Annotated in this window: 10 protein-coding genes; all 10 read right to left on the reverse strand. The window is 63.6% G+C overall.

What is annotated here, in order from left to right; genetic code table 11:
• Window positions 1-171: 171 nt before the first annotated feature.
• The 10 genes from QRN70_RS13840 to QRN70_RS13885 all read right to left on the reverse strand — a co-directional run bounded on the left by QRN70_RS13840 (window position 172) and on the right by QRN70_RS13885 (window position 11,926).
• Window positions 172-948 carry an SDR family oxidoreductase gene (locus QRN70_RS13840; RefSeq protein ID WP_285418564.1) on the reverse strand — a complete coding sequence of 259 codons (777 nt, stop codon included), beginning with the start codon at window positions 946-948 and terminating at the stop codon, window positions 172-174.
• A complete protein-coding gene (locus tag QRN70_RS13845) occupies window positions 945-2,156 on the reverse strand; it encodes an O-succinylhomoserine sulfhydrylase (RefSeq protein ID WP_285418565.1) in 1,212 nt (403 codons plus the stop codon). Before QRN70_RS13845 ends, QRN70_RS13840 begins: the two co-directional genes overlap by 4 nt.
• Before the next feature lie 80 nt (window positions 2,157-2,236).
• Complete coding sequence (purF, locus tag QRN70_RS13850; RefSeq protein ID WP_016773943.1) at window positions 2,237-3,742, reverse strand: amidophosphoribosyltransferase; 1,506 nt, start codon at window positions 3,740-3,742, stop codon at window positions 2,237-2,239.
• A 41-nt stretch (window positions 3,743-3,783) separates the two neighbouring features.
• Window positions 3,784-4,344 (reverse strand): CvpA family protein, encoded by a 561-nt coding sequence (locus QRN70_RS13855; RefSeq protein ID WP_285418566.1) that lies wholly within the window; start codon window positions 4,342-4,344, stop codon window positions 3,784-3,786.
• Window positions 4,345-4,442: 98 nt separating this feature from the next.
• Window positions 4,443-5,117 (reverse strand): SPOR domain-containing protein, encoded by a 675-nt coding sequence (locus tag QRN70_RS13860; RefSeq protein WP_285418567.1) that lies wholly within the window; start codon window positions 5,115-5,117, stop codon window positions 4,443-4,445.
• On the reverse strand, window positions 5,101-6,408 hold the full coding sequence (gene folC, locus QRN70_RS13865) for a bifunctional tetrahydrofolate synthase/dihydrofolate synthase (protein WP_285418568.1): 1,308 nt from the start codon (window positions 6,406-6,408) through the stop codon (window positions 5,101-5,103). Before folC ends, QRN70_RS13860 begins: the two co-directional genes overlap by 17 nt.
• Window positions 6,405-7,325: an acetyl-CoA carboxylase, carboxyltransferase subunit beta gene (gene accD / locus QRN70_RS13870; protein ID WP_285418569.1), complete on the reverse strand. Its 921-nt coding sequence runs from the start codon at window positions 7,323-7,325 to the stop codon at window positions 6,405-6,407. Before accD ends, folC begins: the two co-directional genes overlap by 4 nt.
• A gap of 199 nt (window positions 7,326-7,524) precedes the next feature.
• Window positions 7,525-8,169 carry a phosphoribosylanthranilate isomerase gene (locus QRN70_RS13875; protein WP_285418570.1) on the reverse strand — a complete coding sequence of 215 codons (645 nt, stop codon included), beginning with the start codon at window positions 8,167-8,169 and terminating at the stop codon, window positions 7,525-7,527.
• Between the two features lie 64 nt (window positions 8,170-8,233).
• The gene (gene truA / locus QRN70_RS13880; RefSeq protein ID WP_285418734.1) at window positions 8,234-9,058 is read right to left on the reverse strand and encodes a tRNA pseudouridine(38-40) synthase TruA; all 825 of its coding nucleotides are present in this window, start codon (window positions 9,056-9,058) and stop codon (window positions 8,234-8,236) included.
• Between the two features lie 243 nt (window positions 9,059-9,301).
• Entirely contained in the window at window positions 9,302-11,926 is a 2,625-nt protein-coding gene (locus QRN70_RS13885; RefSeq protein WP_285418571.1) for a motility hub landmark protein FimV, read from the reverse strand.
• Window positions 11,927-12,036: the final 110 nt, after the last annotated feature.

The following is a 12,036-nucleotide window of genomic DNA, read 5'->3' on the forward strand; positions in this document are numbered from 1 at the left end:
AACCGCCGACATTCTGCTTGTAAGGCAGACGCTCTCCCAGCTGAGCTAATCACCCGTTTGCATCTCCGAGGCCGCGAAATTTACGCAGGTAGCGAACCTAAGTCAATAGCAGGATTGAAGTTTTTCTGAAAAAGACAAAATCGTGTCATTCCCCGCGCGAGCGCCAGCCTGTCACTGGCTGTAGATCATCCTCTTGGTCATGCCGCCATCGACCACGAACTCCTGCCCGGTGACGAACCCGGCGTTCCTCGACAGCAGCCAGGCCACCATCGCCGCCACGTCCTCGACCGTCCCCACCCTGCCCGCCGGATGCTGGGCATGATCGACATCGGTCAACGGTTCGGCACGGCGCGCCGAAGGATCACGTGCATCGATCCAGCCCGGACTGACAGCATTGACGCGAATCTCCGGCCCGAGGCTGATTGCCAACGCGTGAGTCAGCGCCAGCAGACCGCCCTTGCTCGCCGCATAAGCCTCGGTGTCCGGCTCGGACTGCGCCGCCCGGGTCGACGCCAGATTGACGATCGCCCCGCTGTGCGCACGCAGATACGGCGCACAGTGCTTGGCCAGCAGCATCGGCCCGGTGAGGTTCACCGCCAGTACCCGGTTCCAGTAAGCCACGTCGAGGCTTTCCAGGGTGGTGTTGTGCGGATCAGCCACGGCGGCGTTGCACACCAACGCGTCGAGACGCCCGAACTGCCCAAGCACCTCGGCAACGCCCAACGCCACCTGACTTTCGTCCGCCACATCCATGGCGATGAACCAGGCGTTTTCACCCAGCACCTTCGCCACTTTCGAGCCACGCACGCGATCCAGGTCGCTCAACACCACCTGCCAGCCTTCACTGATCAGCCAGGCAGCAATGCCCAGGCCGATGCCACGGGCGGCACCGGTGACCAGGGCAACGCGGCCATGGCTGCCTGCGTTCGGAGTAGACAACTCGATCACAACGCCGCCAGACCGCGCGACAGATCGGCTTGCAGGTCAGCAACGTCTTCCAGGCCGACCGCGATACGGATCAGGCTGTCGCGAATCCCCGCCGCCTCACGCTCCTGCGGCGCCAGACGGCCGTGGGAGGTGGTGCTCGGGTGAGTGATGGTGGTCTTGCTGTCGCCCAGGTTGGCGGTGATCGAAATCAGCCGAGTCGCATCGATGAAGCGCCAGGCGCCCTCTTTGCCGCCCTTGACCTCGAAGCTCACCACGGCACCAAAGCCCTTCTGCTGGCGCTGAGCCAGCTCATGCTGCGGATGGCTCTTGAGGCCGGCGTAATGCACCTTCTCGATGCCGTCCTGCTGCTCCAGCCATTCGGCCAGTTGCTGAGCGTTGGCGCAGTGCGCCTTCATGCGCAGGTTGAGCGTCTCCAGCCCCTTGAGGAAGATCCACGCGTTGAACGGGCTCAGGGTCGGGCCGGCGGTACGCAGGAAACCGACGATCTCTTTCATCTGCTCGCTGCGACCGGCGACAACGCCGCCCATGCAACGGCCCTGGCCGTCGATGAACTTGGTCGCCGAGTGCACGACGATGTCCGCGCCAAGCTTGAGCGGTTGCTGCAAGGCCGGCGTGCAGAAGCAGTTGTCGACCACCAGCATCGCGCCTTTGGCGTGGGCAATTTCCGCCAGCGCGGCGATGTCGACCAGCTCGGCCAGCGGATTGGACGGCGACTCGACGAACAGCAGCTTGGTATTGGGCTTGATCGCCGCATCCCAACCCGACAGGTCGGCCAGCGGCACGTAGTCGACTTGCACGCCGAAACGCTTGAAGTACTTCTCGAACAGGCTGATGGTCGAACCGAACACACTGCGCGACACCAGGACGTGGTCGCCGGCGCTGCACAGACTCATCACCACCGCCATGATCGCCGCCATGCCGGTAGCGGTTGCCACGGCTTGCTCGGCGCTTTCCAGCGCGGCAATGCGCTCTTCGAACGCGCGCACGGTGGGGTTGGTGTAGCGCGAGTAAACGTTGCCCGGCACTTCCCCGGCAAACCGCGCAGCCGCGTCGGCGGCGGTACGGAATACATAGCTGGAGGTGAAGAACATCGGATCACCGTGCTCGCCTTCCGGCGTACGGTGCTGACCGGCACGTACGGCCAGGGTATCGAACGCTACGCCTTCGAGGTCGCTGTCCAGCCGACCGGCATCCCATTCCTGACTCATGCTGTCACTCCTTGCCCTGTTCTCGATAAATAAAAGTCTTTTGCCAGATACAGAACCGGCCCCTCAGGGCCGGTGGAAACTCAGTTGTTGTACAAGTCGATGATCGCGCTGACCGCCTGGGTCTTGACCTTCGAGGCATCGTTGCGTGCCTGTTCGATCTTGTTCAGGTAAGCCTCGTCGACGTCGCCGGTGACGTACTTGCCGTCGAACACCGCGCAATCGAAATGCTCGATCTTGATCTTGCCGCCGCCAACCGCCTCGATCAAGTCCGGCAGGTCCTGATAGATCAGCCAGTCGGCGCCGATCAGGTCGGCCACATCCTGGGTCGAGCGATTGTGTGCGATCAGCTCATGGGCGCTCGGCATGTCGATGCCGTACACGTTGGGGAAACGCACGGCCGGCGCGGCCGAGCAGAAGTAGACGTTTTTCGCCCCGGCTTCGCGGGCCATCTGGATGATCTGCTTGCAGGTGGTGCCGCGCACGATCGAGTCGTCGACCAGCATCACGTTCTTGCCGCGGAATTCCAGCTCGATGGCGTTGAGCTTCTGGCGCACCGATTTCTTGCGCGCGGCCTGGCCGGGCATGATGAAGGTACGACCGATGTAACGGTTCTTGACGAAGCCTTCGCGGAATTTCACGCCCAGGTGGTTGGCCAGCTCCAGTGCCGCGGTACGGCTGGTGTCCGGAATCGGGATGACCACGTCGATGTCGTGCTCGGGACGCTCGCGCAGGATCTTCTCGGCGAGCTTCTCACCCATGCGCAGACGCGCCTTGTACACCGACACGCCGTCGATGATCGAATCCGGACGCGCCAGGTAGACGTGTTCGAAGATGCACGGCGTCAGCGACGGGTTGGTCGCGCACTGACGGGTGTGCAGCTTGCCGTCTTCGGTGATGTAGACCGCTTCGCCCGGCGCCAGATCGCGAATCAGGGTGAAACCGAGCACGTCCAGCGAAACGCTTTCGGAGGCGATCATGTATTCCACGCCTTCGTCGGTGTGACGCTGGCCGAACACGATCGGACGGATGCCATGCGGGTCACGGAAACCGACGATACCGTATCCGGTGACCATCGCCACGACTGCGTAACCGCCGACACAACGGTTGTGCACGTCGGTCACGGCGGCAAACACGTCTTCTTCGGTCGGTTGCAGCTTGCCGCGCTGGGCCAGTTCGTGGGCGAACACGTTGAGCAACACTTCCGAGTCGGAACTGGTGTTGACGTGACGCAGATCGGATTCGTAGATCTCCTTGGCCAACTGTTCAACGTTGGTCAGGTTGCCGTTGTGCGCCAGGGTGATGCCGTACGGCGAGTTGACGTAGAACGGCTGCGCTTCGGCCGAAGTCGAGCTGCCGGCAGTCGGATAGCGGACATGGCCGATACCCATGTGGCCGACCAGGCGCTGCATGTGACGCTGCTGGAACACGTCACGCACCAGGCCATTGTCCTTGCGCAGGAACAACCGGCCATCATGGCTGGTCACGATACCGGCAGCGTCCTGGCCGCGGTGCTGGAGCACGGTTAGCGCGTCATACAGCGCCTGATTGACGTTCGACTTACCGACGATACCGACGATGCCACACATGCGACGCAACCCCTACTTAATGGATCTGAACTGAACAACACTCACTGAGGCGTTTTCGCCGACGGCAAGAGCTGCTCCTTGAACGGAATATCAGCGGGTACGCTGATTCCGCTGGCAAGCCACTGACTGCTCCACCCCAGGATCAGGTTTTTGGACCAGTCTGCGACCAATAGAAACTTTGGCACGAGCTGTGATTCTTTCCACCACCCGTCCTGCTGTACCGGCCCCAGGCTCAACAGCCCGACCGCCACGACCACCAGCAATGCGCCACGCGCGGCGCCGAAGGCCATGCCGAGGAATCGATCGGTCCCGGACAACCCGGTGACGCGAACCAATTCGCCGATAAGATAATTGATCATTGCGCCCACGATCAGTGTGGCGACAAACATGATGGCACAGCCCGCGATGACGCGAGCCGACGGCGTTTCGATGTATCCGGCGAGGTATTCGGACAGTGAGCCACCGAACATCCAGGCGACGACTCCTGCGATGATCCAGGTCACCAGCGATAATGCTTCCTTGACGAAGCCGCGGCTCAAACTGATCAAAGCGGAGATGGCGATGATTGCAACGATCGCCCAGTCAACCCAGGTAAATGGCACAGTGCAGCCTACAGACGGATAAGGCGGCGCATTTTAGCAGAGCGCATGCCTCTCGGTAAGCTGCGATTGTCAGTGCATTTCAATCGACGCGATAGTTTTTAGCCGCGCTCAGGCTGGAAACGCACGACAAAACCCTTGAGGTTCTGTTGACGGCTGAGCAGATCACGCAGACGGTCGGCCTCGGCGCGCTCGATCAGCGGACCGACAAACACCCGATTCTTGCCATCGGCAGAACGGATGTAGGCGTTGTAGCCTTGGCTGCGCAGGTTTTTCTGCAGGCTTTCGGCGCTGGCGCGACTCGACAGACTGGCCAGTTGCACCGACCAGCTGACCGACAGGCCGTTGGCATCGACGCGGCTCTGACTGGTATCCGGCTTGGCGGGGGCCGCCGCGATCGGCTGGGCCGGCGCTGGAGTTGGCTTGGCCGCAGGCGCTGGAGCAGGTGCCGGCGCGGCCGGTTTGGCTGCGGGGGCTGGCGCCGGTGCCGCAACCGGTGGCGCGGCCGCGATCGGCATTGACGGCGCGGTCTGTTCGGCCACTTCGTCATCGCTCGGCACCGGTTCCTGCGGCAATTGCTGCGGCTCGGGCACCGCCACCGGCTCCATCTGCACTTGCGCTACGGCAGGCGCTTGCGGAGCTGCCGGCGCCTCGACGGTCACCTGACGCTGCTCGTCCTGACGGGAAAACAGCATCGGCAGGAAGATCACCGCCAGCGCCACCAGTACCAGGGCGCCGACCATGCGCTGCTTGTACGCTTTATCCAGCAAAGCCATTTGCCGCTTCCTCCGTGGAGCGCCGGGCCAGCCATTCAAGGGCCTCGGCGACACAATAAAATGATCCGAACAACAGAATCTCGTCGTCGCTGCTGGCCACTGCACACTGCCCTTCCAGGGCTGCCGCCACGCTGTGGTATGACGTCACCGCGGCGCCAAGGTTCTGCAAGGCCGCGTGCAATTCGGCGACCGGCCGCGCGCGTGGCGAATCCAGCGGTGCCACGGCCCAGTGCTGGACACTGCCGTTCAGCTCGCTGACCACACCTGGCAGATCCTTGTCCGCCAGCAGACCGAACACGGCCAGCCGCTTGCCCAGCGGCGGGCTCGCCGCCAGGCGGCGAGCCAGATACTCCGCCGCATGCGGGTTATGCCCGACGTCCAGGAGCAGGTTCAGGCGCTTGCCGTTCCAGACAAACGAACGCCTATCGAGGCGGCCGACCACCCGCGTCGCCTGCAACGCCGCCGCAATCTGCTCGGGCTGCCACGGCAATCCCAGCAACAGATAGGCCTGCAACGCCAGCGCAGCGTTTTCCATCGGTAGATCGAGCAACGGCAGATCGCGCAGCTCGACCACCTGGCCAGCCACATCCGTGCCGCGCCATTGCCAGTGCTGGTCAGTGAGCGCGAGATCGAAGTCACGCCCGCGCAGGAAAAATGGACAGGCCAGCTCACGCGCCTTGTCGAGCAGGGGCTGCGGGGGATTGAGGTCGCCACACAGCGCAGGCTTGCCCGGACGGAAAATCCCGGCCTTCTCGAAGGCCACGGATTCGCGGGTGTCACCCAGGTAATCGGCGTGATCGACGCCAATGCTGGTGACCAGGGCGATGTCGGCATCCACCACGTTGACCGTGTCCAGACGCCCGCCCAGGCCGACTTCCAGCACCACGGCATCGAGCCCGGCCCGTTGAAACAGCCAGAATGCTGCCAGGGTGCCCATCTCGAAGTACGTCAGGGAGGTGTCGCCGCGCCCCGCCTCGACCGCCGCGAACGCTTCGCACAACTGCGCATCCGTGGCTTCGACGCCATTGAGCTGCACCCGCTCGTTGTAACGCAGCAGGTGCGGAGAATTGTAGACACCGACGTTCAGGCCCTGCGCCCGCAGCAATGAAGCCACGAACGCACAGGTCGACCCTTTGCCGTTGGTGCCGGTGACCGTGATCACCCGAGGCGCCGGCTGGCCCAGCCCCATGCGGGACGCTACCTGCTGCGACCGCTCCAGCCCCATATCGATGGCCGAAGGGTGCAACTGCTCGAGGTAGGCGAGCCATTCGCCAAGGGTGCGCTCGGTCATACGTTGGCTGGAACCGGTGGCACCACGATCGGCTCGACAGGTGCAGCGACGAACTTCGGCGTCGGCTGACCGGTCAGTTGGGCCAGCAGGTTACCCACGCGCGGACGCAGCTCGCGGCGGTCGATGATCAGGTCGATGGCACCGTGCTCCAGGAGGAACTCGCTGCGCTGGAAGCCTTCTGGCAGTTTTTCGCGCACGGTCTGTTCGATCACGCGAGGACCGGCGAAACCGATCAGTGCCTTCGGTTCACCGATGATCACGTCGCCAAGCATCGCCAGACTGGCGGAAACGCCGCCGTAGACCGGGTCGGTCAGCACCGAGATGAACGGAATGCCTTCTTCGCGCAGACGCGCCAGCACCGCCGAGGTCTTGGCCATCTGCATCAGCGAGATCAGCGCTTCCTGCATGCGCGCACCACCGGAGGCGGCGAAGCAGATCATCGGGCAACGGTTTTCCAGCGCGTAGTTGGCGGCGCGCACGAAGCGCTCGCCGACGATGGCGCCCATGGAACCGCCCATGAAGCTGAATTCGAACGCCGAAACCACCACCGGCATGCCCAGCAGGGTGCCGCTCATGGAGATCAGTGCGTCTTTTTCGCCGGTCTGCTTCTGCGCAGCGGTCAGGCGATCCTTGTACTTCTTGCCGTCGCGGAATTTCAGACGGTCAACCGGCTCCAGGTCGGCGCCCAGTTCGCTGCGGCCTTCCGCGTCGAGGAAGATGTCGATGCGTGCACGTGCGCCGATGCGCATGTGGTGGTTGCACTTGGGGCAAACGTCCAGGGTCTTTTCCAGCTCCGGACGATACAGCACGGCCTCGCAGGACGGGCACTTGTGCCACAGACCTTCAGGCACCGAGCTCTTCTTGACCTCCGAACGCATGATCGAAGGGATCAGTTTGTCTACCAACCAGTTGCTCATGCTTTCTTTCTCCAGTACCGGCGGCCCGAACGCTCTGGTTCGCGGCCCCGCGTATGCCCTTCAGCTAAATTCATGTGTGCGGCGATGATTGGCGGGCCGCCACGGTCAGTGCTGGACATGACCTGCGTGCGACCCAAAAACCCTCAGCCACGCCTGCTTTGTGCAAGTGCATTGATGGACGGCGGCAGTCTGCCAGCCGTCACATCAAAGTAGGAGCTTCCTGTGAGCTTCTACGTACGGCGTTGATGAACGCGCGAATCTTTGCGTGATCCTTGATGCCCTTGCTCGCCTCTACCCCGCCACTGACGTCCACGGCGTACGGCCGCACCCGGGCGACCGCCTCGGCGACGTTGTCCGGGGTCAGGCCACCGGCGAGGATCAACGGCTTGCTCAGGCCGTGCGGAATCAATGACCAGTCGAATGCCTCGCCGGTTCCGCCGGGCACGCCCTCGACATATGTGTCCAGCAGTACGCCGCTGGCACTGGGATAGGCATCGCAGGCGGCGGCGATGTCATCGCCAGCCTTGACCCGCAGGGCCTTGATGTACGGTCGATGCCAGTCTTCACAATCGGCGGCGCTTTCGTCGCCATGGAATTGCAGCAGGTCGAGCGGCACGGCATCGAGGATTTCCCCCAGCTCACAGCGGCTGGCGTTGACGAACAGGCCCACCGTGGTGACGAACGGCGGCAACGCCTGGATGATCGCCCGCGCCTGCTGCACGGTGACGGCCCGCGGGCTCCTGGCATAGAACACGAACCCGATGGCATCCGCCCCGGCCTCGACGGCGGCCAACGCATCTTCTATGCGGGTAATCCCGCAAATCTTGCTGCGAACGGCTGACATGTCGATAAAAACCCCAAGGCAAATCCGAGAAAGTCCCGGATGGTAACAAATGCATTCGAGGGCGTCAGCCGTCAAGTTCCGAGAAACCGGTAAGGAAATGTGGCCCGATGAAACGCTCGGGCAACGGGAACTCGTCGTGGTACTCGACCTGCACCAGATACAGGCCGAACGGATGCGCAGTCACCCCGCCGGCACGGCGCTCGCGGCTCTCCAGCACTTCCTTCATCCATTCCACCGGGCGCTCGCCGGCACCGATGGTCATCAGTACGCCGGCAATGTTGCGCACCATGTGATGAAGGAAGGCGTTGGCACGGATGTCGAGCACGATCATCTTGCCGTGCCGGGTCACGCGCAGATGATGCAACTGCTTGATCGGTGACTTGGCCTGGCACTGGCCGGCACGGAAGGCGCTGAAATCGTGGGTACCCACCAGATACTGCGCCGCCTGCGCCATGCGCTCGGCATCCAGCGGACGGTGATTCCAGGTGATTTCTTCGTTCAGGTGCGCCGGGCGGATCTGATCGTTGTAGATCACGTAACGATAGCGCCGGGCGATCGCCTTGAAGCGCGCATGGAAGTGCGCCGGCATGATCCTGGCCCAACTGACGCTGATGTCGTGGGGCAGATTGATATTGGCGCCCATCACCCAGGCTTTCAGCGAACGCTCGACCTGGGTGTCGAAATGCACCACTTGCCCGCAGGCATGCACTCCGGCGTCGGTACGCCCGGCGCACTGGATCGACACCGGGGAATTGGCCACCTTCGACAAGGCCTTTTCCAGGGTTTCCTGGACCGTCAGCACCCCGGTGGACTGGCGCTGCCAGCCGCTGTAGCGCGAGCCCTTGTACTCCACGCCCAACGCGACGCGGAAAAAGCCTTCGGGCGCCATTTCGGCGGCGGGGTTATCTATGTTTGCCAAAGTGGGACAGCCTGCTGATCTACAAAGGCGGGCATTATAAGGCTGTGAGGCGGGGACGCCAGTTTCAACAGAAAAGATCGCAGCCGTCGGCAGTGTCTACTGGAGATCGAACTCCCCTGTTGAGTTGCCGACGACCGCGCCCTGACTGGAAAAAGGCAAACAAAAACGGCAGCCACAATGGGCTGCCGTTGTCGTTGACTGCTGCGCGCCGACTCAAGCCAGGTGCGACAGCATTTCCTTGGCTTCGCCGCGTTGCTTGTCGTCACCTTCGGTGAGCACTTCGTTGAGAATGTCGCGCGCGCCGTCATTGTCGCCCATGTCGATGTAGGCCTGGGCCAGATCGAGCTTGGTCGCGGCTTCGTCGGTGCCGGACAGGAAGTCGAAGTCCTCGTCGTTGAGATCGCCACCCAGCGCCGCATCGGCCTCGGTGAAGGTCGGCTCGGCGATGCTGCCGGACAGACGATCCAGTTCGGCGTTGACGTCGTCCAGTTCAGCGGCGAAGGCGTCCGGCTCGGCCGGGCTGGCATCCATTTCGTCGGCCAGGGACAGGTCGAAATCGGCCGGCAGCTCGAGGTCATCCAGTGGCGCTTCGGCCACCGCTGGCGCTTCGACCGGCGGCAGATCCTTCACGCCCTCGTCCAGATCCAGCAGGAAGTCGTCATCAGCCAGGTTGGCTGGCGACGGCTCGGCGCCGAGGTCCAGATCGAGGTCGAAATCCGACAGGTCGTCGAGGTTGTCCTTGATCTCGGTCTGCTGTTGCAGCACCGATTCGAAGCTCAGGTCGTCATCGGCCGGGAATTCGTCGAGTTCGACCGGCGCTTGCGGCTCGACCGCTGCTGGCGCAGGGGTGACCGGCGTGATGTTGTCGAGGTCGTCGAGGCTCAGGTCGAAAGCGCTGTCCAGATCGTTATCGGCCGCCGCCGGGGCCTGCGGCTCGTCGAGCAGCAGTTCCTTGACGTACTCGGCATCCAGTTCGGCGGCGATGGCCGCAGCGGCCAGACCGCTCGCCGCAACGACTGCCATGGCCGGGAAGCGGCTTTTCAGCTCTTCGACCTTGGCGAAGTTGTCGCCATTGGCCACCAGCTGGCGCTCCTGGCCGACGAACGCATCACGATCACCCTGGCGACCGTAGACTTCCATCAGTTTCAGACGCAGATCGCTGCGCTGCGGCTCGAGGCTGACGCCCTCCTCCAGCAACGCGGCAGCCTGATTCAGGCGCCCGCCGTCAATGTGCGACTGCGCCTTGCTCAGCACGTCGTCGGAGCGCTCGGCGGCCGGGGCCACCAACGGCGCGGCGATCGGCTCGGCCATCACCACCGGAGCCACCACTGGCGCCGGAGCAGGTGCAGGTGCAGGTGCAAGCTTGACGCTGGCCGCCGGCACTTCCAGACCTTCGAAGCTGCTTTCCGGCAGATCGAGTTCCGGGGAGAAGGATTGCTCCTCCAGGGCACGCGCCATGCGCAGATGCTTCTCGGCTTCCTGCTGCGCCTTGCGGCGGCGCGCCAGCAGCAACAGCAAGAGCAGCAACACCACCGCGCCACCGCCGATCAGCCCCAGCAGGATCGGGTTGGTCAACAGCTCGTTGAAGGTTTTGTCGTCATCCGCGACCGGTTTCGGCTCGACCACCGGCTCGACCGGGGCCGGCGCAGCGGCTTCTGGCGCGGGTGCCGCAGGCGCGGCTTCTGCCGGAGTGGCTGGCGGCGTCGTCGCCAGTTCAGCGGTGATGGCCGGCACAGGCGCGACCGGTGCAACCGGGGCCGCCGCGGCCGGCGCCGCGCCCGAACCTTCGGCCTGCATTTTCGCCAGTTGGTTGTTCTTCAGCTCGATCAGGCGTTGCAGCTTGTCGAGCTGGCTCTGCAGATCGGCCATGCGGCTTTTCAGTTCCTCGTTGTCACGCCGGGTCGTGTCGAGGCTTTCCTGGGTCACCGCAAGTTTGTTGCTCAAGGCCGTGGCATCGCCGGCCGGGCCTTTGCCACGGGCCTTGGCGTCGGCGGAGACCAGGCTCAGATTGTCCTTGGTGTTCTGCGCCGCAGTGTTATTGGCGCGACCGCGGTTGGTCGCATCGAGCTGCTGCTGACCGCTGCCCGGCTTGGCCACATAGCGACGGCCCTGACGCCAGGCTTCGTTCTGCGCTGCGACTTCGGCAATGGCCTTGGCCTGCGGCAGCGACGTGCTCTGCACTTCGTCCGGCAGACGCAGCACCTGACCGGTCTTCAGGCGGTTGATGTTGCCGCCGATGAATGCATCCGGGTTCAACGCCTGGATGGCCAGCATGGTCTGCTGCACCGAACCGCCGGTGCGCGCCTTCGCCGCGATCTCCCAGAGGGTATCGCGCGGCGTGGTGGTGTATTGGCCTGGATGGGTGGCGCCGGTGGTCGGCGCAGTAATGGTCTGCGCCGGCGCAGGCTGGGCCGCGGCATCGGCGGTCTGCGGCGAGAACTTCGACGGATCCAGCAGAACGCTGTAGTCACGCAGCAGACGACCGTTGGGCCACATCACCTGCACCAGGAACTTCACCATCGGCTCCGACAGCGGCTTGCTCGAAGTCACGCGCAGCACGCTCTTGCCGCTGGCGTTGAGTACCGGGGTGAAGGTCAGGTCATTGAGGAAGGCCTGGCGGTCGACGCCGGCCTTGGCGAAGTCTTCCGGCGAGGCCAGGCTCGGCACCACTTCGGCGGCGGTGAGATCCTTGACGTCGAGCAACTCGATTTCCGCCACCAGCGGCTGGTTCAGGGTCGACTTCAGGGTCAGCTCCCCGAGCCCGAGGGCATGCGCCATACCGGAGGACAGCGCCGAGGCGGCCGCTATTGCTAACACCAGTTTGCGAACTTGAACCATAGCCTCATCCTTTGTTTGAACGTTCCTCGGCCAGCGAGAAGATATTGATTGCCGCTGCCGTAAGGCATTGCGCGCGACGACGACAGCAGGTCGCGCGCGATCATTTCTTT

Origin of the sequence: Pseudomonas sp. efr-133-TYG-5 (genome assembly GCF_030209175.1) — a bacterium.
GTDB lineage: Bacteria > Pseudomonadota > Gammaproteobacteria > Pseudomonadales > Pseudomonadaceae > Aquipseudomonas.

What these genes read in the sequence shown, in the direction of transcription:
- QRN70_RS13845 (WP_285418565.1), bottom strand. Translation starts at nt 2,156, where the DNA reads ATGAGTCAGGAATGGGATGCCGGTCGGCTGGACAGCGACCTCGAAGGC.
- purF (WP_016773943.1), bottom strand. Translation starts at nt 3,742, where the DNA reads ATGTGTGGCATCGTCGGTATCGTCGGTAAGTCGAACGTCAATCAGGCG.
- QRN70_RS13860 (WP_285418567.1), bottom strand. Translation starts at nt 5,117, where the DNA reads ATGGCTTTGCTGGATAAAGCGTACAAGCAGCGCATGGTCGGCGCCCTG.
- folC (WP_285418568.1), bottom strand. Translation starts at nt 6,408, where the DNA reads ATGACCGAGCGCACCCTTGGCGAATGGCTCGCCTACCTCGAGCAGTTG.
- accD (WP_285418569.1), bottom strand. Translation starts at nt 7,325, where the DNA reads ATGAGCAACTGGTTGGTAGACAAACTGATCCCTTCGATCATGCGTTCG.
- QRN70_RS13875 (WP_285418570.1), bottom strand. Translation starts at nt 8,169, where the DNA reads ATGTCAGCCGTTCGCAGCAAGATTTGCGGGATTACCCGCATAGAAGAT.
- truA (WP_285418734.1), bottom strand. Translation starts at nt 9,058, where the DNA reads ATGGCGCCCGAAGGCTTTTTCCGCGTCGCGTTGGGCGTGGAGTACAAG.
- QRN70_RS13885 (WP_285418571.1), bottom strand. Translation starts at nt 11,926, where the DNA reads ATGGTTCAAGTTCGCAAACTGGTGTTAGCAATAGCGGCCGCCTCGGCG.